Genomic DNA, 21,404 nt, shown 5'->3' on the forward strand with positions numbered 1-21,404 from the left:
CTATTTTTCCGTAATTTCTTCGTCAGAGGGCTGTCCGGACCGTTCCGCCAGTCTTCTGCTTAATTGCAGATACTCCAGAATTTCCTCATACAGCATCTCCGGCTGAAAGGCATCTTCCAGGATTCTCTCGTTCATCAATCCCTTAATGGTCAGTTCCATCATCTTACGAAGTTTCATCACGTCTTCCGCAGCCGCATATTTTCCCAGATCCGCTCTGGCATAAATATTCTCATAAGCCTCTTCCATCTGCTGTTTTCGCTCTTCTACCGCCACCAGTGCCTCATTGACATTCTCTGCCTGTGCCCGGTTCAGGAACGGCTGCAGATAAGGATAGCCACACATGGCATGCATTTTCCCGGTCTCCACCTGCTGCATCAGAGTGAACAGATCCGTCTCCTTCGCATCTACCGCTGTGGAAAATTCCAGCAACAGATACCGCACACTGTAGTCATAGACAAAAGCATAGACTCCCAGCTTGTTCTCAAAATAATGAAATAATAATCCCTTACTGATGGCTGCCTCCCGCACGATATCATCCGTACTGGCATGACGGTAACCGTTCAGGGCAAATACCTTCAGAGCTGCATTGATCATCCGGTCCTGTTTTTCTTTTTTTAAATCAAAAAATTTCTCATTCATATCGCAACATATCCCTTTTCATTTTCATCAATAAGGTTTATTATGTAACTGTATGGGCATATGCATGAAATTCAGACCAGTTACATACACTACAACATGGAAGGAGCAACCCTATGGCTAAAAAATTTGGCAAATTTCTGCTGTTTACCGCAGCAGTAGGTACCGCAGCCGCAGCTGCTTACTACTATATGCAACAGAAAGATTCTCAGCTGAAGGAATCTTCCGATGCAGATGATGATTATGATGATTTCCACGAGGATCTGGACAAGAGTACCGAGTTCTCCCGCAATTATGTTCCTCTGAATACACCCGTGCAGACCTCTGCCCCGAAGGAAGAGACAGGCACAGAGTCCACACCGGCTTCCGAAGAGGCGGCACCCGCTTCCGCAGAGGCATCTGATTTCACACCGCTCACCGATCAGGCTACCGGATTGTCCGGCGAAGAGGGCGAGACCGTCGAAGACGTGGAAGAGTTCTTCGATGAAGAAGATGCCGAGGACGAAGAGCCTCCCGTAAATGAAGAATAATCGTTCTATTTCGAAGGTCTCAGAGCCATGCTTTTTGCAAGCGTCTGAGACCTTCCTGCATTTCCGCCTCATCAATACTTCCAAAGCCCAACAGCACGGTAGCTTTCCGCATTGTGGCTTCCACCATATTCTCTGACATCCCATAGGCTTTCACTTTCTCCGCCGCTGCTCTCTCCAACAGTTCCTGTTCCGTGACATTCCCTTTCGCTGTCAACAGAAGATGCAGTCCCGCATCCTCCCCGGAGATCACAAACTGCTTCTTAAACGGTTCCAGCCCGGCCAGCAGCAGGTCATGTTTGGCCCGGTAGCGCATCCGCATTTTATTCAGATGCCGCTCGAAATACCCGTCCCGGATAAATTCATTCAGGATCCGCTGGTCGATTCTGGACACCGTGCAGGAATAAAAAGAGCAATCCCTGCGGTAGATATCCAGCAGATCCCCCGGCAATACCATATAGCTGACACGGATTGCCGGTGCAATAGCCTTGGAAAATGTACCGATGTAGATCACTTTTCCCTTTTCATCGGAAGATTGCAGGGAAGGAATAGGCTTGCCCCGATACCGGAATTCACTGTCGTAATCGTCCTCGATCAGATAACGATCCGGCTCCCTTTCTGCCCAGCGAAGCAGTTCTGCTCTCCTGCCGATGGTCATGACCGCACCGGTGGGATACTGGTGGGAAGGCATCACATAGGCCACTCTGACAGGCAGTCCCGAAAGTCTGTCCGCCCGCATTCCCTTATCATCCATGTCTACCGTGTGAATGCGATAGGCAAAAGATTCAAAGATGCGGTATGCCCGCTTGTACGTGGGATTCTCCATGGCAATGCCCACATGTCTGCCCAGTATTTTCTCCAATAGCAACAGCAGATAATCGTTTCCTGCTCCTACAATGATCTGTTCCGGGCGGCAGTTCACCCCCCGGGAAGAATGCAGATACCGGCTGATGGTCAGCCGCAGATCATAATCTCCCTGAGGTTCTCCCTGCGCAAACAGGTCACTGTTGTTGTCATTCAGAATATTCTTCGTGATCCGCTTCCATACGCCCACAGGGAAACCGTTCATATCAATACCATAAGGAGAAAAATCAATGCATCCCTCTTCCGGAACAGATTCTTCTCCTGAAGTGTCCGGCTCCGGTTCGTTCTCTTCCCGCGGTTCCATGGCAAATATCCCTTCCAGACGGCAGACAAAATAGCCCTTATAAGGTCGTGCCTCGATATATCCCTCGCTTAACAGCTGGTCGTAGGCATAGTCCACAGTGCTTCTCGCCACCTGCAGATATTCTGCCAGAGAACGCGTGGAGGGAAGCCTCTCTCCTGCCAGAAGCTTCCCTTCCCTGATTTCCTGTCGTATATGCTCATATATCTGCTGGTACAGACATTTGTCACTGTCTGTACGCAGCCGGATCGTCATATCATACATACGGTTATCCTACTTTTTCTGGTTCTTCAGTTCTTCCAGAATCTGGTCTTTTAACTCTCTTGCCTTGTCCTTAGTCCGGGCATTGGCGGAAGGGGACGTCAGGATCGTGGCTACCATACGGCTGGCCACATCATATTTCTGGAATCTGGCAGCAAGTACCGCAATCAGAAATTCTACCGTGATCTCATCCATACCGCACATGGGGAATCCTTCGGTCTGCAGGGCCTCCGTAAAACCAGTGTAAGCGTTCTTCAGATAAGTCTCCTCCATGGTCTTCACTTCCCGGAGTCTGGCCATATCCGTATCCCCGGACTCTTCCAGATGCTCCTGATAACCACGCATCAGCCATCCGCTCTTCAGACAGATATAAGCCTTTTCACTGGCATGGGCCCGTTTTACCACAGCGTTGGCCAGGCAGAGCTTATAGCGCTCAATGGCTTCTTCATAGCTGTAAATATCGTCATCGTAGGTATGCAGCTGCACTTTACTGCTGATATTTTCCTTGATCAGCTTTATATAAACCTTATTCAGGCTGTTGAAATACCGGTTCAGTGCTGCATAGCCGCAATGCGGACACAGAATAACATCATATTTCACCGCATCAATGCCTTCGTATTTTGCACGAAGATCCTGATCGGTACTTAAAAGTCTTGCCTTTCCGGTCTTCATGATCTTCGCCGGGAAATCTTCTCCGCAGACAGGACAGGTAAATGTCTTGTCAAAGATCAGATCCTTTTCTTCTATTTTTTGGGCCTCGGCTGCTGCCTTCTCTTCTTTTTTATCCTGTCCGTAAATGTTCATGTTCTCCAGGTCATCCAGACCCAGACCGGCCAGTCCAAACAATTTGTCCGACATATGTCTCTCCTTTTCTTTTGTACTGTCCATTCCCGGTGACAATACGAATACAACTTTCCCAATTCCCCTTATCGGTTGTCCTACTGCTTACTTAGGCAGTACATAAGAACTCTTCAGAGATACGATACGGTTAAATACCAGTTCTCCCGGCTTGGTATCCTTGTAGTCCACGCAGAAGAAGCCCTGTCTTACGAACTGGAAGCGGTCATACGCCTGTGCCTGTGCAAATGCAGGCTCCAGACGGCACTCTGTCAGTGTGGTCAAAGAATTGGGGTTCAGATTCAGACTTCCGTCTTCATTGTATACACCCTTCTCTTCATCGATGATATTCTCATACAGGCGCACCTGTGCTTTTACAGACTGCTCTGCATTTACCCAGTGGATCGTTCCCTTTACTTTACGTCCATCGGGGCTGTTGCCTCCGCGGCTCTCCGGATCATAGGTACAATGTACTTCCACGACTTTTCCGTTCTCGTCCTTGACACAGCCGGTGCATTTTACGAAATAAGCACTCATCAGGCGCACTTCGTTGCCGGGGAACATACGGAAATATTTCTTGGGAGGCTCTTCCATGAAGTCCTCTCTCTCAATATACAGTTCTTTGCCGAAGGGAACCTCGCGGCTGCCCAGAGCTTCGTTTTCCGGATTGTTGACTACAGGCAGCATCTCCGTCTGTCCTTCGGGATAGTTATCAATTACCAGTTTCACAGGATCCAGAATAGCCATCATACGGGGTGCCTTTGCCTTCAGATCCTCACGGATACAATACTCCAGCATTGCATAATCTGCGGAAGACTGTGCCTTGGAGATACCGCACAATTCTACGAACTTCTTGATGGATTCCGGTGTGAATCCTCTTCTGCGCAGTGCTGCGATGGATACCAGTCTGGGATCATCCCAGCCGTCCACGATGCCCTGTTCTACCAGCTTCTTGATATAACGCTTACCGGTCACCACATTGGTCAGGTACAGCTTTGCGAATTCGATCTGCTTGGGAGGATGAGGATATTCCAGTTCTCTTACCACCCAGTCATATAAGGGTCTGTGATCCTCAAATTCCAGCGTACAGATGGAATGGGTCACGCCTTCAATAGCATCCTCGATGGGATGCGCGAAATCGTACATAGGGTAAATGCACCATTTGTCACCGGTATTCTGGTGAGACATATGTGCCACACGATAGATGACGGGATCTCTCATGTTGATGTTGGGAGAGGCCATATCGATGCGGGCACGCAGTACCTTAGTGCCGTCCTCGTATTTGCCGGCCTTCATATCCTCGAACAGTGTCAGATTCTCTTCTACGCTTCTGGTGCTGCCGGGATCTTCCTTGCCGGGCTCGGTCAGGCTTCCTCTGTATTCACGGATCTGCTCCGCACTTAAGTCAGAGACATATGCCTTGCCTTTTTTGATCAGCTTTACGGCTGCTTCATACATTTGGTCAAAATAGTTGGATGCGAAAAAGAGTCTGTCCTCCCAGTCTGCTCCCAGCCACTTTACATCAGCCTTGATAGACTCTACGAACTCTGCCTTCTCCTTGGTGGGGTTGGTATCGTCAAAACGCAGATTGAATTTGCCGTTGTATTTCTGGGACAGGCCGTAGTTCAGCAGAATACTCTTGGCATGTCCGATATGAAGATATCCGTTGGGTTCCGGAGGGAAACGGGTGTGTACAGTATCGTATACGCCCTCCGCCAGATCTTTCTCAATGATCTGCTCTATAAAATTCTTCGATTCCTTTACTTCTGCGGAATCTACGATTTCCTTTTCGATCTCGCTCATGGTAATGTCCTTGCCTTTCGTTTACTTAATACTGTTTTCGTATCCTTTATCTTACCACACAAGAAAACTTTTATAAACCCTTCTCTTCAAAATAATTCAGCAAATTCTGCTCCGTCTCGATGAAGATATTGTGCAGATCATCCTCACTGGCCGCCAGATAATCTCCGGCCCTTCCGGTCATATAGCCGTCCTCATCCCATACCGGGAACACTTTTACCCCCTGTGTCACCCGGATGGCATAGATGCGGAACTCATCCTTCGGCATGCACATGCGCACATATTCCGTGATCAGATGATTTCTGCCGTCCGTACCGTCCTTGACCCTGGGAACGTATGTCATATTCCTGCAGTAGTCCTCGGACACCGGAGCGTCGGACAGTTCCAGGATCCTGTGGAACCGCTCTCCCGCCACCCTGTGAAGTTCACCGTTTCTCTCCAGCGTGTAGCAGATATTCTGTCTGGTATCGATGTCCATGGTGCCGTTCTGGGTGCGGACGGACACCACCCTGCCAAGCTCCGCCAGATCAGAGGCCCTCACACAGGCCAGAGGGATTTTCTTTCTCTGATATCTTGTGCCCTCACTTACCGGGAATGCCCGGTCTTTGGCGTAGAGGATCCGGAACGTATCGAAATACTGCGTCATGCGGTTATTGAAATACGCTTCGGAATGCAGTGTTGGATATTTTTCCTCATATAATTTCATACTGATGTAGCCGCCGGCCTTCTCGTAATGTCCGCCGCCGGAACCGATGCCCTCCGAAAGATAATCCGACAGTTCGCTGGCATTGACCTCCCGGATACAGCTTCTGACGGAAAATTTGTATCCGCCGCTGTCCTCATTATAGACCACGCAGGTATTGACGCCCGCCACCTGCAGGAGGAAGTCGCTGATCAGGCCAAGTACATTGGGATCACAGGGTTGGGAATGGATCACGGCGAACTGGTAATCGTCGTTATAATTGCAGCGCAGCATTGCCACACCGGCAATTTCCAGCTCTCTCAGGGAAATATTGGAATTACGGAACAGGGATATCTGGTTCTTATCAAAATTCAGACTCTCACGCATATCCATGTCCACCGGGTTCGACAGTTCGGAGAACTGGTTGGTATCCATATACAGCCCGTAATACAGCGCAGTTCCCAGATCTCTGTTTTTTCCCACGGGATAATGCATTTCCTGCAGCATTGTCCACACCAGGGTTGCACAGCTTCCCATATTGGGCTGCAGACGCATCCGCTCGGTACAGATGACTTCTAGTGGATGATGGTCGATGACAGCGATCTCCTCCGCCGGCAGCTCCGTCACATTACCCGCGCCATACTGACAATCCACAGTGATCAGCAGTCCGTCTACTGTATCTTCCATCTGAGGCTGGTACTCCAGCGGAATGTGCAGTTTCTCCACCATCAGCATCAGGTTGGCCTTTCTGACTTTATTCCGTCCGGAATACAGCAGCCTGGTATCCTTTCCCTTGTCCCGGAAAAAACAGTACAGCCCATAGCCGGAGGCTATGGCATCCGCATCCGGATTGTCGTGGCACTGGATCGTCACGTGGTCATAGCCCAATAATTCATCCAGCATCATTTCTCTGCTCTTTGCATCCCCTCGTCTGTCCATAACTACGCTTTCCTCTTCTTCCTCATAAAAATTCCATAACTATTCAGAACCACATTCGCAAAAATGCCTTTTCATGGCTCTGAATAGTTACAGGCAGGTCCTGAACGCAGCCCTGCCTGTAACTATCTGTCTTAGTGGTGGAACAGACGGATGCCCGTAAATGCCATCACCATATCATATTTGTCGCAGCATGCAATAACATCGCTGTCACGCACGGATCCACCTGGCTGTGCGATGTATTTTACGCCGCTCTTATGTGCTCTCTCGATGTTATCGGAGAAGGGGAAGAATGCATCGCTTCCCAGAGTCACATCCTGCATCTGATCCAGCCATGCTCTCTTTTCTTCTCTGGTAAATACAGGGGGCTTTACCTTGAAGATGCCTTCCCAGGTACCGTCCGCCAGCACGTCCATGTACTCATCGCCCATGTAGACATCAATGGCATTGTCACGGTTGGCTCTGCCCAGGCTGTCTACAAACTGCAGGCCCAGTACCTGCGGAGACTGGCGTAAGAACCAGTTGTCTGCCTTGCTGCCTGCCAGTCTGGTGCAGTGGATACGAGACTGCTGTCCTGCACCGATACCGATAGCCTGACCATCCTTGACATAACATACGGAATTGGACTGGGTATATTTTAAGGTGATCAGAGCGATCTTCATATCGATCAGGGCACTCTCCGGGATCTCCTTGTTCACAGTCACGATATTGGACAGCAGATCGCCGTTGATATCCAGTTCGTTACGCCCCTGCTCGAAGGTGATGCCGTATACCTGCTTGCGCTCGATAGGAGCAGGCTGATAGGAAGGATCGATCTGGATGATGTTGTAGGCGCCTTTTTTCTTCTGCTTCAGCAGTTCCAGTGCTTCGTCGGTGTAGCCGGGAGCGATGACACCGTCGGATACCTCTCTCTTGATCAGGCGGGCGGTATCGGTATCGCAGATATCAGACAATGCAATGAAGTCACCGAAGGAGGACATTCTGTCTGCACCACGTGCTCTCGCATAAGCACATGCCAGGGGAGAAAGCTCTCCCAGATCATCCACCCAGTAGATCTTCGCCAGAGTATCACTCAGAGGAAGTCCTACCGCAGCACCGGCCGGAGACACATGTTTGAAAGAAGTGGCTGCGGGAAGTCCTGTAGCTTCCTTCAGCTCTTTTACCAGCTGCCAGCCGTTGAAAGCATCCAGGAAATTGATATATCCGGGCTTGCCGTTCAGCACGGTCACCGGCAGATCACTGCCGTCTTCCATGAAGATTCTGGAAGGCTTCTGGTTCGGGTTACATCCGTATTTTAACTGAATCTCGTTCATCTTATTTTTCTCCTATTCTATTCTACGATATTAACTATTCAGAACCTGCATTCGCAAAACGCGTCTTCACAACCTACTTTACATATTCTTATTCACGATCTTTGTCTCATATTTACCGGTCTCGATATCAATGAAACGTACGAACAGAGAGACCTTGTTATCCTCATTCAGGCTGTTCCACAGCATATCGGTAAAAGCATCCATATCATCGGGGATCTCTACCAGTTTCGGCTCGCCCTGGAAGCTGGGCAGCGGATTGCCGTCGTGCATATAAGTGTGAATGAAACGTCCCTCTCCGGGAAGAGGATTCTCATAAGCATAAGTGAAACGCAGACAGGAATCAGGATTGCCGTTGTCACTCTTCAGAATGGACATAGCGTAATTGTACTTGCCGTTCTCGATGTGCATGATACCGGAAATTCTCGGTGTATAGTTGGGGCCGTCCGGCTCGAATTCTCTGCTGCGCAGGGACTGCTCAAAGGTCAGCTGTTTGTCCATTCCCTCGTAGATAGTATCTGTCTGGTCACCGTTGGTCACGATGGTCTTGTTACCAAGGACACGTACGGGTGCGTAGATGATCAGACTGGGATCTTCCAGTTTGGAAGGATCGAAAGCCTGGGTACGGATTCCCTCTCCTTCTGCTACGAACACACGATTGCGGCTGTTGGCGCTTCTTCCCATGATGAAATAAGCGGTCACGGCATATTTACCGTTAGCAGAACGTCCGATCACGATACCTCTGCCGGGATAAGCATTGCTTTTCAATTCCTGTTCCAGTTGTAACATAGTTTTTCCTCCGTTTACTATATATCGCGTAACTATTCAGAACCATAAAATATTGCCGAATGTTCTTACGAATGTCAGCATTCGACGAACACCTGTCAATATTTTATGGCTCTGAATAGTTACAAAAAACCGCCTAAGCACCAGAAATAGACGGTGCCCAGGCGGTCGGCTTTCACTATTCTACACTCCCCGTGGGTATCTCCACTGCAGCAAGCTGCGCTCCGCCAGTCGTGTAGCTGTTTTAATAGTAGCATGGTTCCCCGATACTTGACAAGAGGGATTTTGATAATTTTGTTGCTTCCGTAACAGTTCTGCCCCAAAACATTCATAAAAGCGTCTGCTGCGCAGCCGTCGCTGCTATGCAGCTCATCTTTTATTCATGTTTTGGGCGCTCCGCTCATAGAATAGCAAAAGCGATGCTCCGTGTGCAAGCACCCGATCATCGCTTTTACTATTCTATGGCTGAACTGTTACTTCACATATTTTGCCTCAAAGGCATGTCTCTCCATAGGGCGGTCGAAATAATAGCCCTGAATGTATTTGACCTTCATGCCCTGCAATACTCTGAACTGCTCCGGGGTCTCGATACCTTCCACGCAGACGCTGACGCCGATGGTCTCCGCCAGCTCCGCCACCATTTTGATAAAGGACTGGGAGTAGGCATCCTCCGCCAGATCTTTGACAAAGCTCTGATCCACCTTGATGACATCAATGGGAATCTCCCGGATATGATTCAGGGAGGAGTAGCCGGTACCGAAATCATCCAGCGCCAGCGAAACACCCAGAGATTTGATCCGGTTCAGGATCTCCTTCATGCGCTCCATATCGTTGATGGCGAGGCTCTCTGTCACTTCCAGGGTCAGATTCTTCGGGGACAGACCGGTGTCCGCAAGCGCCTTTTCCACCGTCTCCACGATGTCCGGCTGTAGGAGCTGTACTACGGAAAGATTTACGTTCACTTTATAATTCGAATAACCGGATTCGTTCCAGCGTTTGCAGCGGGTGCAGGCCTCGGTCAGCACATAATTGCCGATGGGATTGATTAGTCCCAGATACTCTGCCAACGGGATGAATTCCGCCGGGGAGATAAATCCCAGCTTTGCACTGTTCCAGCGGATCAGTGCCTCAGCTCCGGCGCAGACATCCCTGCCGCCCTGAATATCAATGATGGGCTGATAATAGACCTCGAACTCCCGGTAGCCCTCCACCGTGGCATCACGCATGTTCTTTTCCATATCCAGGCGGCGTCCCGATACGGAATCAATGCCCTCGCGGTAGGTTGCCACCCGGTTCTTACCGGTCTTTTTTGCTTCGTACATGGCAATATCCGCTTTTTTGATCAGATCAGCCACGGAATCCCCGGCATCCGGGAAAGTGACGATACCCATACTCATGGTACAGTAATAGTCCGCGTCCTTCAAAAACCAGGGCTTGCTGAAGATCTTTTTAATATCTTCCACAATATTTTCAAACCGGGAATAGCTGTCGGGCGGGATCACGATGACAAATTCATCGCCGCCCATGCGGTAACAGGTATTCTCGATGCCGTTGATCCGTTTTAATGCATGGGAAATGGATTTTAACAGCACATCTCCGTACTGGTGCCCCAGTCCGTCGTTGATATGCTTGAAATCATCCAGATCCAGATACAGCAGAGCACCTTCGCCGCCGGTCTTCTTCGCCTGATCGATCTGTCTTGCCAGATCCCTCTCACAGCACATACGATTATACAGTCCCGTCAGAAAATCCGTATAGGCCTGCTGCTCGATGCGGCGCTGGTACAGTTTTTTATCTGTAATGTCATACAAAGAGTACAGATTGGCCTTTTTACCGTCCACCCAGGCAATCTCCTTGCACAGCAGATCGTACCAGGTCTCCTTCTCCGCATGGTAGACTACACTGACTGACTTGGTTTTTTCCTTGCGGACACTGCTCTGTAACAAAGCATCAAAATTGTGATCCAGCAGTTCCTTGGCAAAGGTATTTTTCAGGATCTGGTTGGCAAACAGCATCCGTCCTGTGGTCTGGTCTGTCACATAAATGGCACAGCCCACGTTGTCCAGAATCTCCTCCAATGCTGCGTAGGAACCGGCCAGGGAATTCTTCTGGATCCTTCTGGTGAGGATGCTCTGCAGGATCTTCACTGCATCCGCTGTGAACTTGATCTCCGCCATGCTCCACACATGCCCCTGGGTTCTATGATTCAGAGACAGCACCATATTTCCGCTCTCCTGCTTCAGGATCGGGAAGATCATCACGGCCTTCATGCCGATCTCCTCGATTTCCTTCGAGCCGGCATTGCCCAGGCTGTCCGTGGATACCACCAGTGGTTTCTCAGCATGAAGGAAGGAATATACTTCCACTCCGTTTATCTTGTCAAAATAAGAAATCTGTCCCGGGGCACGCCATTCACAGACCACGTTCATGGTATCCGTGTCGGAATGCAGTTGAAAAATATCCGCAGTATCTACACAGATATGCTCTGACAGGATCTTCAGCCACTTATTCATGGCAAGTTCAATCTGTTCATCACTGTCTAAGAGCTGGACGATCTCCGTGGTTGCCTCAATAGTATGGAGATTCCGACTCATCTCTTCCTCAGCGGAACGGCTCCTTCTGCTCTCTGCCTCCGCGCTGAAGCAGGACATACGATCTCTGTAAATATCTACGCTGGTATCCCGCAGCAGATCCAATATCTGATAAAAGGAAATGGTGTCGATCTTCTTCAGATCATACACCTGCCAGTACAGGATCGTGTTGTTCTCCACACTGACAGCCACTGCTGCCACATGTCCGCCGTCCGGCAGTTCTTCCACCACCTGTTCCTCCAACGAACCGGCCTGCACTCTGTCCAGTGCCTGTGCTGCTTTCCTGCGATATTCCGTACTGATCGGGTCTTCCCCATCCAGTCTCTTCCATGTCTTGTCCACATACGGCTCCGTCACCACCTGATTCTCACTGTCCAGGCAGACAGCTGCCACGCCTGTCACCTTGCAGAATTCATTCTGCAAATGCTGCAGACGTCTGGGATCGATCAATTCTCGAAATGAAATTTCAGCCACTTTTTTGCTCCCCTGCTTCTCTTTTAAATATTCGGGGAATACGCCCTTCCTCGGCACCCGAACAAATATATTTTACCATGTGACGGGAAATTCATACAAGATATTATTTTACATTTTTTGCCATATTCGTTAAATTGCTTGAAAAATTGCAAAGTTTTTGTCAATTATTGCAAATATTTTGAGATTCAAATGATTTCTTTTTCCATAAAGAGGCGGTTGCAAGTCAGACTTACAATCGCCTCTTTCATTATAGCCTTATTTTCACAACTTATTTATCATCCACGCTGTAGTTCGGAGCTTCCTTGGTGATATGGATATCATGAGGATGGCTCTCCTTCAGGGATGCTGCAGAGATCTTCACGAATCTGCCGGTCTCCTTCAAAGTCTCGATATCCTGCGCACCACAGTAACCCATACCGGAGCGGAGACCGCCCAGCAGCTGGAATACGGTATCTTCCACGCTGCCCTTGTAAGCCACACGGCCTTCAACACCTTCGGGAACCAGTTTCTTCGCATTCTCCTGGAAGTAACGATCCTTACTGCCGTTCTCCATGGCTGCGATGGAACCCATGCCACGGTATACCTTGTATTTTCTACCCTGGAACAGCTCGTATTCTCCCGGGCTCTCCTCACATCCTGCAAACATGGAACCCATCATACATACGTTACCACCGGCTGCAATAGCCTTGGTGATATCTCCGGAATACTTAATACCACCATCAGCAATGATGGGAATACCATATTCCTTTGCCACGCTGTAGCAATCCATGATAGCGGATACCTGAGGAACACCGATGCCTGCAACGACACGGGTGGTACAGATGGAACCGGGGCCGATGCCTACCTTAACCGCATCTGCGCCGGCCTCGATCAGGGCACGGGTAGCATCGCCAGTAGCCACGTTACCTGCGATAACCTGCAGATCAGGATATTTTTCCTTGATCATCTTCAGGCAGTTTAATACGTTCTGGGAATGACCATGTGCGGAATCCAGTACCACAACATCGACCTTGGCTGCTACCAGAGCTGCCACACGATCCAGTACGTTGGCGGTGATACCTACACCGGCGCCGCAGAGCAGTCTGCCCTGGGAATCCTTGGCTGCCAGAGGATATTTGATGGTCTTCTCAATATCTTTGATGGTGATCAGACCCTTTAAGTTGAAGTCCTTATCTACGATAGGCAGCTTCTCTTTTCTTGCCTTGGCCAGGATCTTCTTTGCCTCTTCCAGAGTGATACCTTCGGGAGCGGTGATCAGGCCCTCGCTGGTCATGGACTCTTTGATCTTCTTGGTGAAGTCGGTCTCGAACTTCAGATCACGGTTGGTGATGATGCCGACTAATTTTCTGCCCTCGGTGATAGGTACGCCGGAGATACGGAACTTAGCCATCAGAGCATCTGCATCTGCCAGAGTATGTTCAGGAGACAGAGAAAACGGATCGGTGATGACACCATTCTCGGAACGCTTTACCTTATCTACCTCTTCTGCCTGTGCCTCGATAGACATATTCTTGTGAATGATACCGATACCACCCTGTCTAGCCATGGCAATCGCCATACGATGTTCGGTAACAGTATCCATTCCTGCGCTCATCATAGGAATGTTCAGCTTGATCTTCTTTGTCAGCCATGTGGTCAAATCCACCTGATTAGGGACTACCTGAGAGTAAGACGGTACGAGCAGTACGTCATCAAAGGTAATGCCTTCACCAATAATCTGTCCCATTTTCTTTCCTCCTGTGTTCATTTGATAAGATTTGTGAATGATATCTTGTTGTGCTATAAGTTGTAATTATATTACATATTCGTTGTACTTATAGCATTTTCATGAGTTTAGCAGAGTTTCGTAGGACTGTCAACCGGATATCTTATATTTTTTATCATTTAGCAATCATATTACTGCGTTTATTTCTGTTTCTGCAATAAAGAAGGTCCGGCGTATCATGTACACCAGACCTATATTTTTGACTCGCCAGGCATTCAACTGCTTTGATGCTGTTCCCTGCACCGGACTGTTGCGAAATATTATTCGCTGAACACTTTGCGGGGTGCCATGTTTTTGAGCACCTTGACCAGCTCCTCATTAGGGCTTAAGAGGATCTTCTCGCCACCTTCATAGTACATAGCATAACGTCCGTCTGGCTGCAATACCTCGCCGATACTATAATCCTTTTCCTTCACCTGACGGTTTTTGAAGTTATCCAGATGATAGGAGTAAACCGGTGCAAATACTTCCATGCGGTCAAGGCTGTAAGTACCGACACGCTTTCTCTTGCTCTTAGCCATGATCTTGTCCACGGACAGTTCCTTGTCCAGATAGAGATATTCATATTCCAGGTCAGTGTACATATTCAGGAAATATGCTCCCACACCTGCTGCCAGTGCCACCGGCAGGAAAATGATAAACACGAACATCACCAGACAGCTCAATACCGTCAGTGTGATCAATAATACCTTTAAAATCTTTGCCCATGCAGGCTGTTTTGCTTTTACCAGACATTCTACGTAAGAATCACTCATTTTTTGTTTCCTTTTCTCTTCGTTTATTTTATGACAGAGTCTGTCCCCTCTTAAGGAAGGTCTTCTATTTCGGGCCGGTTCTGAAACCGCCCGCACCTTTCTTTGGGGAAATCTCTGTTTACGGCTGTCCGGATTCTGTTTTCTCCTGACAATCGTTTTCTATTATGATATATCATCCTCACAAAACTTGCAAGGCATGCCCGGATTTTCCCATCGATTTAATTGTTTTTTTAGATTCCCCTCACACTTCGTTCATTGACTTTCAGATAGCGAACCTTTATCATTAGTATATTGCGAAGAAAGTTACCCGGAATGTGGCGTTCTGCCATATTTCGGCAACAGAAAGGCGGATCTCCCCATGGCAGTAATGGATGAATTCAAAGAAGAACGAGAGGCATTGAAAAACGGTACGCCAAAGCAGAAACTGGCGTATTTCTGGTATTATTACAAGTGGCATGTGATCATTGCCCTGGTGGTGATCATTATGATCGTCAGTTTTGTAAAACAGCTTACAGACCGGAAGGATCCCGCTTTTTATGCCGTAATGCTGAATGCCAGCCTCTTAGATCAGATGACCTCGGAACAGCCGGATTTTGTTACGGATTTTGCAGAAAAAGAGGGCATTGATCTGAACACCAGCGATATCACTTTTGATACTTCCATCCGTATCGTGGAAGACAGCATGGATGAAACTTCTATCACTTCTTCCCAGAAGCTGATGGTGTATGTGGCAGCCAATGAATTGGACTGTATGATCACAGATTTCACTTCTTTCCAGAAATATGCCAACAGCAGCATGTTTCATGATCTGCGGGATATTCTTACTGAAGAGCAGGTACAGGCACTGGAGCCTTATTTCTATTACGTAGACAGAGAAGTGGTACTGGCCATCGAAGCAGCCAACGATGATATGAATACCGATTATACCCCAGACTATCCCGATCCCCTCCACCCGGAGGACATGCAGGATCCCGTACCGGTAGGCATCTGCCTCACAGACTGCAAGGATCTGACTGATACTTATTACTTCCGTGGTGACGGCATCGTCATGGGCATCTATGCCAATGCGGAACATGTGCAGACCGCGGTGGATCTGGCGGAGTATCTGTTGAATAAATAGAAAGTTAGCGAAATATCCCCGTAGCCCTTGGCAGGGTATAAGAAACGCGGCACGCTCGCGCTCTGTCGCAGAGCGTAGCGGTACATAAGCGGTCACAGTACGACCGCTAAGTACCGACGTCTGCTTACGGCACTGCTTATTCTTATACCCAGCCGGGGCTACTGTTTTTTTTAAACTTTCCAAAACGCAGAACTCCCGGCGTATGCGGTGCCATGTCGAAGATGTTTGTCGGAGGATGTTGATATTTTCTAGAAAAGTGCTGAAAGGCAGGGGGAAAGCGGACACGATGTCCGCGTCAGCCGATTGTCGACATGGATGTCGACTGTAGGCGGCCCCGTCATGACGAGAACTACTCATCACTTTTCGTAGAAAATTCACATCCGGAGACCTTACATCGAGACATGTGTATCGCATGCTCCGGGAGTTCGTGGATTTTGCCAATGTATTTCACTAACTTTCCAGTTACAGCAGTTCCTTCAGCATCTGGTTGACGCTGGCGGGGTCTGCCTTGCCTTTCATGGCCTTCATGGTCTGGCCTACCAGGAAGCCGATGGCTTTCTCCTTGCCGTTGTGGTAATCCTCGACAGACTGGGAATTAGCGGCAATGACTTCCTCCACGACTTTACGCAATGCACTTTCGTCATTGACGGTCTTCAGTCCCTTCTCCTCCACATACTGTTCGGGATCTACATCTTCCTCAAACATCACCTGGAAAACTTCCTTCGCCACGGAGGAATTGATCACTTTGCCATCCACCAGAGCGATCAGCCTGCTCAGATGCTCCGGGGAGAACCGGATGTCCTCTGGCTCCATCTCTTTTTCTTTTAACAGGCGCATAGTCTCCACCATCAGCCAGTTGGACACCTTCTTGGGCTGGCTTCCCAGTGCCACGGAAGCTTCAAAGATATCTGCCAGATGCTTGGAGCCGGTGATGATATCGATATCATATTCCGGAATATCGTATTCTTCCTTGTAACGCTTCATCTTCTCGGTGCGGAATTCCGGCTGTCTGCTGCGGATGCTATCCAGCCACTCATCGCTGATATAGACCGGTACCAGGTCGGGATCCGGAAAATAACGATAATCCTGCGCATCCTCCTTGGAACGCATCGCATAGGAATATTCCTTATTATCATCCCAGCGTCTGGTCTCCTGAATGACCTCTTTGCCGGCCTCCAGCAGATCGATCTGTCGCTCCCGCTCCCCCTGAATGGCTCTGGCGATGGCCTTGAAGGAATTCAGGTTCTTCATCTCGGTACGGGTTCCGAACTTTTCCGCTCCCACTTCTCTCACGGACAGATTGACATCGGCACGCATGGAGCCTTCCTGAAGCTTACAGTCGGACGCTCCCAGATACTGGATCAGCAGACGTAATTTTTCCAAATAGGCAATGACCTCCTCCGCGCTGCGCATATCCGGCTCGGATACGATCTCGATCAGAGGCACACCGGAACGGTTGTAGTCCACCAGTGTGCAATCTTCCCAGTCGTCATGCACCAGTTTACCGGCATCCTCCTCCATGTGGATCTCGTGGATACGCACCGGCTTCGTGTAAGCGTTGCCGTTCTCTCCCGCTACCTCGATTTCAACCGAGCCATTCCTGCAGATGGGCAGATACAACTGGGAGATCTGATAGTTTTGAGGGTTATCGGGATAGAAATAATTTTTTCTATCAAATTTGCAATACTGTGTGATGGTACAATTCGTCGCAAGTCCTACTGCCACCGCATATTCCACCACCTGTTTGTTCAGCACAGGAAGAGAGCCCGGCATACCGGTACATACCGGACAGGTGTGGGTATTGGGTCTGCCACCGAACGCTGTGGAACAGCCGCAGAATATTTTCGTCTTCGTGGCAAGCTCTACATGAACTTCCAGACCAATGACGGTTTCATATTGTTTTGCCATAGTAATCTCCATTCCGCAGACGTTTCCTTTCATCGAAGGAATCGCAAATCAAATTTCAAATTTGATTCTGCGATAAGGGCTAAATACCTTTCCGTATCTGCATTGCTTCTATGCATATGTGTATATATTTCCGTTGTTCTACTTCACGCTCTGCTCATAGGTATATGCTGCACGGATCAGTGTCTTCTCTTTGAAGCAGTCACCGATCAGCTGCATGCCGATAGGCAGGCCTTGGGAATCCGTACCGCAGGGAACGCTGATACCGGGCAGTCCCGCCAGGTTGATGGAGATGGTGTAGATGTCTCCCAAATACATCTTGATGGGATCCGCCAGACTGCTGCCCAGCTTCGGTGCGGTAGTGGGTGCCACCGGTCCTAAGATCACATCGTATTTTGCAAAAGCTTCGTCAAAAGCCTTCTTGATCAATGCTTTCACACGGAGTGCCTTCAGGTAATAAGCATCATAATAACCGGAGCTTAATACAAAGGAGCCCAGCATGATACGACGCTTCACCTCGGGTCCAAAGCCCTGCGAACGACTTCTCTTGTACATGGTGTGCAGGTCCTCCGCATCCTGTGCACGGTAACCGTATTTTACACCGTCGAAACGCTCGAGATTGGAACTTGCCTCTGCAGCCGCGATCGTATAATAAGTGGGGATCGCATAGTCTACCAGACTTAAGTCGAACTCCTCCACTTCTGCCCCCTGCGCTTTCAACACTTCCGCTGCTGCCAGTACCGCATCCCTGACCTCGGGATCCAGTCCTTCCCCGAAATAGTCTCTGGGAATACCGATCTTCATTCCTTTCACATCCGCTACCAGCGCAGAGGTGAAATCTGTGTTCTCCCGCTTCATGGAAGTGGAGTCCTTAGGGTCATGGGAGGTGATGGCCTCCAGTACGGTGGCACAGTCCGTCACGTCCTTCGTCAGCGGTCCGATCTGGTCCAGAGAAGAACCATAAGCAATCAGTCCGTAACGGGATACCGTTCCGTAGGTGGGTTTCATGCCGACGACTCCGCAATAAGATGCGGGCTGTCGAATGGAACCGCCGGTATCGGAACCCAGTGCTGCAAAACATTCTTCCGCTGCCACTGCCGCTGCAGAGCCGCCGGAGGAACCGCCGGGCACATGCTCCGGGTTTCTGGGATTCTTTGTCACTCCGTAATAAGAAGTCTCCGTGGTGCTGCCCATGGCAAACTCATCCATATTGGTCTTGCCCAGAATCACTGCGCCTGCCTTTTCCAGATTCAGCACTGCTTCCGCACTGAAGGTCGGCACAAAATTCTCTAAGATTTTAGAAGAGCAGGTAGTCAGGGTTCCCTCGGTGCACATATTGTCTTTGATAGCAAAGGGAACCCCGGCCAGAGGCCCGGTCAGTTCGCCCGCTTCGATTTTTTTCTGTACTCCCGCTGCCTGCTGCAATGCCTTTTCCCGTTCTACGGTCACATAGCAGTGGTAGGTATCTTCGCTGGCTGCGATCTTATCCAGAACGGCCTGCGTGGCTTCCACCGACGTAGTCTTACCTTCCCGGATTGCCTTAGCCAGCTCTACTGCTGTCAGGGATAAAATATCCATATCCATTCTCCTTTTTTAATGTCTGACGGAAAACCATTACCGCCTAAATGCTGTAACCAGATTATAAAGCGGTATTCTACTCGATTTCTAATCGAAGGTCCAAGTCTTTTGACATTAGTCAAAAGTCCTTGGTACCACAAACATGTTGTCCTTCTCACCGGGTGCATTGGCCAGGGTCTGTTCACTCTCATCCCCATTGGTCACCACATCCTCACGGAAGACATTCTGAACCGGGAATACATGAGACATAGGTTCCACTCCCGTTGTATCCAGTTCACTCAATTTGTCGATATAATCCAGCATTCTGCCCATATCCTTTTTCGCCGCTTCCTTCTCTTCATCAGAAAGCTCAAGTTTTGCCAGAATGCCTACATATTCTATGGTCTCGTCACTGATCACGTTCGCCATACTAATTTCCATTCCTTTCCTGTTCTTTCCGCACTAATCTCTCACTTTAATGTGTACCTCACGCAGCTGCTGTTCCGTCACTTCGCCGGGAGCCCCGCACATCAGATCCTGTGCATTGCCGTTCATAGGGAAAGCGATCACCTCACGGATGTTATCCTCGTTCCGAAGCAGCATGATCATACGATCCACGCCGGGAGCCATTCCCGCATGAGGGGGTGCTCCGAACTGGAACGCCTGATACAGTGCTCCAAACTTGGTCTTTAATGTCTCTTCGTCATAACCTGCGATGGCGAAAGCTTTTTTCATGATCTCGATGTCATGGTTACGTACTGCGCCGGAGGAGAGTTCCACACCGTTGCATACGATGTCGTACTGATAAGCCAGGATCTCCAGCGGATCCATGGTGTTCAGTGCTTCCAGACCGCCCTGGGGCATAGAGAACGGATTGTGGGTGAATCCGATCTGCTTCGTCTCGGGATCCAGCTCAAACATCGGGAAATCGTTCACATAGCAGAAACGGTAAGCATTCTTCTCGATCAGATCCAGCTTCTCGCCCAGCTCAGTACGGATATGACCGGCATAGTAGTTCGCCTTATCCTCTTTGTCCGCAATAAAGAAGATGGTATCTCCGGCAGAAAGTCCTGCCATTTCTGCCAGTTCTCCCTTCATCTCTTCGGGAATAAATTTATCGATGGGTCCCTTGTAGCTCATATCCTCTGCCACTTCGAGATAACCAAGTCCACCCATACCAAGAGAAGTTGCAAAGCTTAGCAGCTTCTCATGGAAGCCTTTGGACATCTCCGCATGTACCTTGATGGCACGGACGGTTCTGCCGATAAACGGCTTAAACGTACATCTCTGGAAGAACTCCGTCACATCCATAATTCTCAAAGGATTGCGCAGATCCGGCTTGTCACAGCCGAACTCCAGCATGGCCTGTTTGTAACTGATGATAGGGAACGGTGTCTCAGTGATCCTGCTGCCTTCGGGAGCAAACTTTACAAAGGTATCATGCAATACTTCCTCGCCTACCTTGAAGACATCCTCCTGAGTCACGAAGCTCATCTCGAAATCCAGCTGATAGAACTCTCCGGGAGATCTGTCTGCTCTGGCATCCTCGTCGCGGAAGCAGGGGGCAATCTGGAAATATTTATCAAAACCGGAAGCCATGAGCAGCTGCTTATATTGCTGCGGTGCCTGGGGCAGCGCATAGAATTTTCCTTTAAATTTTCTACTGGGAACAATATAGTCTCTGGCGCCCTCGGGAGAAGAAGCACACAGGATCGGGGTCTGGATCTCCAAAAATCCCATGTCCGTCATCTTCTGACGCAGATAACTGATCACCTTGGAACGAAATACAATGTTGTCCTTTACTTTTGCATTTCTAAGGTCAAGATAACGATATTTTAATCTCACATCTTCCCGGATCTCTTTAGACGTCTGGATCTCGAAAGGAAGCTGTTTATATACTCTTCCCAACACATCGATCTTGTGTGCTTCCAGTTCGATGGTGCCGGAAGGAATCTTCGGGTTGTAGGTTTCTTCGTCTCTGTGCTCCATGAGACCGGTTATGGACAGGCACATTTCCTTGGTGATGCCCTTTAAAAGCTCCGGCTTACGGATGACCACCTGTAATACACCGTACATATCCCGCAGATCGATAAAGGATACGCCGCCGTGGTCACGGATGTTCTCCACCCAGCCTGCCACCTGCAAAGTCTGTCCGATCTGCTGTTCACTGATCTCTTTCATTGTTAAATCTCTGTACATATCGCACCTCCTGTTATATAGTGTCCCGAATGTGCGCTCCCTGTACAGCTTATTTTTGAATACAAAAAGCCCCGGGACATGTTAAAACATATCCCGGG

General features: G+C 49.2%; 16 protein-coding genes and 1 riboswitch. Of the genes, 2 read left to right on the forward strand and 14 right to left on the reverse strand.

Translation table 11 applies throughout. The features are described from left to right. The gene (locus OCV96_RS06000; protein ID WP_262593810.1) at positions 1 to 639 is read right to left on the reverse strand and encodes a TetR/AcrR family transcriptional regulator; all 639 of its coding nucleotides are present in this window, start codon (positions 637 to 639) and stop codon (positions 1 to 3) included. Positions 640 to 752: 113 nt separating this feature from the next. On the opposite strand from OCV96_RS06000, the gene OCV96_RS06005 reads away from it, so the two are divergent. Next, positions 753 to 1,166 (forward strand): hypothetical protein, encoded by a 414-nt coding sequence (locus OCV96_RS06005; RefSeq protein ID WP_022312126.1) that lies wholly within the window; start codon positions 753 to 755, stop codon positions 1,164 to 1,166. Between the two features lie 19 nt (positions 1,167 to 1,185). On the opposite strand, the gene pdxR is transcribed toward OCV96_RS06005, so the two are convergent. The 9 genes from pdxR to OCV96_RS06050 form a co-directional block, all read right to left on the reverse strand. Then, entirely contained in the window at positions 1,186 to 2,592 is a 1,407-nt protein-coding gene (gene pdxR / locus OCV96_RS06010) for a MocR-like pyridoxine biosynthesis transcription factor PdxR (RefSeq protein WP_022312125.1), read from the reverse strand. A 9-nt stretch (positions 2,593 to 2,601) separates the two neighbouring features. Then, positions 2,602 to 3,447 carry a DUF2225 domain-containing protein gene (locus OCV96_RS06015; protein WP_022312124.1) on the reverse strand — a complete coding sequence of 282 codons (846 nt, stop codon included), beginning with the start codon at positions 3,445 to 3,447 and terminating at the stop codon, positions 2,602 to 2,604. Positions 3,448 to 3,534: 87 nt separating this feature from the next. After that, the gene (locus OCV96_RS06020) at positions 3,535 to 5,229 is read right to left on the reverse strand and encodes a glutamine--tRNA ligase/YqeY domain fusion protein (RefSeq protein WP_022312123.1); all 1,695 of its coding nucleotides are present in this window, start codon (positions 5,227 to 5,229) and stop codon (positions 3,535 to 3,537) included. A gap of 70 nt (positions 5,230 to 5,299) precedes the next feature. Then, the gene (locus OCV96_RS06025; protein WP_262593812.1) at positions 5,300 to 6,847 is read right to left on the reverse strand and encodes a DHH family phosphoesterase; all 1,548 of its coding nucleotides are present in this window, start codon (positions 6,845 to 6,847) and stop codon (positions 5,300 to 5,302) included. A gap of 131 nt (positions 6,848 to 6,978) precedes the next feature. Beyond that, the gene (locus tag OCV96_RS06030; protein WP_022312121.1) at positions 6,979 to 8,157 is read right to left on the reverse strand and encodes a phosphoribosylaminoimidazolecarboxamide formyltransferase; all 1,179 of its coding nucleotides are present in this window, start codon (positions 8,155 to 8,157) and stop codon (positions 6,979 to 6,981) included. Between the two features lie 78 nt (positions 8,158 to 8,235). Next, positions 8,236 to 8,943, reverse strand: coding sequence for an IMP cyclohydrolase (locus OCV96_RS06035; RefSeq protein ID WP_022312120.1), 708 nt, complete (start codon positions 8,941 to 8,943; stop codon positions 8,236 to 8,238). A 148-nt stretch (positions 8,944 to 9,091) separates the two neighbouring features. Next, positions 9,092 to 9,185, reverse strand: a riboswitch (ZMP/ZTP riboswitch). A 228-nt stretch (positions 9,186 to 9,413) separates the two neighbouring features. Next, positions 9,414 to 12,005, reverse strand: coding sequence for a sensor domain-containing protein (locus OCV96_RS06040; protein ID WP_262593814.1), 2,592 nt, complete (start codon positions 12,003 to 12,005; stop codon positions 9,414 to 9,416). A gap of 268 nt (positions 12,006 to 12,273) precedes the next feature. Then, entirely contained in the window at positions 12,274 to 13,731 is a 1,458-nt protein-coding gene (guaB, locus tag OCV96_RS06045) for an IMP dehydrogenase (RefSeq protein WP_022312118.1), read from the reverse strand. A gap of 299 nt (positions 13,732 to 14,030) precedes the next feature. Further along, the gene (locus OCV96_RS06050; protein ID WP_227064849.1) at positions 14,031 to 14,525 is read right to left on the reverse strand and encodes a hypothetical protein; all 495 of its coding nucleotides are present in this window, start codon (positions 14,523 to 14,525) and stop codon (positions 14,031 to 14,033) included. 358 nt (positions 14,526 to 14,883) lie between these two features. On the opposite strand from OCV96_RS06050, the gene OCV96_RS06055 reads away from it, so the two are divergent. Then, on the forward strand, positions 14,884 to 15,645 hold the full coding sequence (locus OCV96_RS06055) for a hypothetical protein (protein ID WP_262593815.1): 762 nt from the start codon (positions 14,884 to 14,886) through the stop codon (positions 15,643 to 15,645). 462 nt (positions 15,646 to 16,107) lie between these two features. Here OCV96_RS06055 and gatB read toward each other — a convergent pair whose 3' ends face one another. The 4 genes from gatB to aspS form a co-directional block, all read right to left on the reverse strand. Continuing rightward, entirely contained in the window at positions 16,108 to 17,553 is a 1,446-nt protein-coding gene (gene gatB, locus OCV96_RS06060; RefSeq protein ID WP_262593817.1) for an Asp-tRNA(Asn)/Glu-tRNA(Gln) amidotransferase subunit GatB, read from the reverse strand. A 138-nt stretch (positions 17,554 to 17,691) separates the two neighbouring features. Then, positions 17,692 to 19,128 (reverse strand): Asp-tRNA(Asn)/Glu-tRNA(Gln) amidotransferase subunit GatA, encoded by a 1,437-nt coding sequence (gene gatA, locus OCV96_RS06065; protein ID WP_227733005.1) that lies wholly within the window; start codon positions 19,126 to 19,128, stop codon positions 17,692 to 17,694. Positions 19,129 to 19,242: 114 nt separating this feature from the next. After that, positions 19,243 to 19,536, reverse strand: coding sequence for an Asp-tRNA(Asn)/Glu-tRNA(Gln) amidotransferase subunit GatC (gene gatC / locus OCV96_RS06070; protein ID WP_227733008.1), 294 nt, complete (start codon positions 19,534 to 19,536; stop codon positions 19,243 to 19,245). 33 nt (positions 19,537 to 19,569) lie between these two features. Further along, positions 19,570 to 21,306, reverse strand: a complete 1,737-nt coding sequence (aspS, locus tag OCV96_RS06075) for an aspartate--tRNA ligase (protein ID WP_227733004.1) — start codon at positions 21,304 to 21,306, stop codon at positions 19,570 to 19,572. Between the last annotated feature and the right edge of the window lie 98 nt (positions 21,307 to 21,404).

Source organism: Waltera acetigignens, from assembly GCF_025567015.1.
Lineage (GTDB): Bacteria > Bacillota > Clostridia > Lachnospirales > Lachnospiraceae > Acetatifactor > Acetatifactor acetigignens.

Bases quoted from the DNA above. Each gene is read 5' to 3' on its own strand.
- pdxR (WP_022312125.1), bottom strand. From the start codon at position 2,592: ATGTATGATATGACGATCCGGCTGCGTACAGACAGTGACAAATGTCTG.
- OCV96_RS06015 (WP_022312124.1), bottom strand. From the start codon at position 3,447: ATGTCGGACAAATTGTTTGGACTGGCCGGTCTGGGTCTGGATGACCTG.
- OCV96_RS06035 (WP_022312120.1), bottom strand. From the start codon at position 8,943: ATGTTACAACTGGAACAGGAATTGAAAAGCAATGCTTATCCCGGCAGA.
- gatA (WP_227733005.1), bottom strand. From the start codon at position 19,128: ATGGATATTTTATCCCTGACAGCAGTAGAGCTGGCTAAGGCAATCCGG.
- OCV96_RS06000 (WP_262593810.1), bottom strand. From the start codon at position 639: ATGAATGAGAAATTTTTTGATTTAAAAAAAGAAAAACAGGACCGGATG.
- OCV96_RS06005 (WP_022312126.1), top strand. From the start codon at position 753: ATGGCTAAAAAATTTGGCAAATTTCTGCTGTTTACCGCAGCAGTAGGT.
- OCV96_RS06055 (WP_262593815.1), top strand. From the start codon at position 14,884: ATGGCAGTAATGGATGAATTCAAAGAAGAACGAGAGGCATTGAAAAAC.
- guaB (WP_022312118.1), bottom strand. From the start codon at position 13,731: ATGGGACAGATTATTGGTGAAGGCATTACCTTTGATGACGTACTGCTC.
- OCV96_RS06050 (WP_227064849.1), bottom strand. From the start codon at position 14,525: ATGAGTGATTCTTACGTAGAATGTCTGGTAAAAGCAAAACAGCCTGCA.
- aspS (WP_227733004.1), bottom strand. From the start codon at position 21,306: ATGTACAGAGATTTAACAATGAAAGAGATCAGTGAACAGCAGATCGGA.
- OCV96_RS06020 (WP_022312123.1), bottom strand. From the start codon at position 5,229: ATGAGCGAGATCGAAAAGGAAATCGTAGATTCCGCAGAAGTAAAGGAA.
- OCV96_RS06030 (WP_022312121.1), bottom strand. From the start codon at position 8,157: ATGAACGAGATTCAGTTAAAATACGGATGTAACCCGAACCAGAAGCCT.
- OCV96_RS06025 (WP_262593812.1), bottom strand. From the start codon at position 6,847: ATGGACAGACGAGGGGATGCAAAGAGCAGAGAAATGATGCTGGATGAA.
- gatB (WP_262593817.1), bottom strand. From the start codon at position 17,553: ATGGCAAAACAATATGAAACCGTCATTGGTCTGGAAGTTCATGTAGAG.
- gatC (WP_227733008.1), bottom strand. From the start codon at position 19,536: ATGGCGAACGTGATCAGTGACGAGACCATAGAATATGTAGGCATTCTG.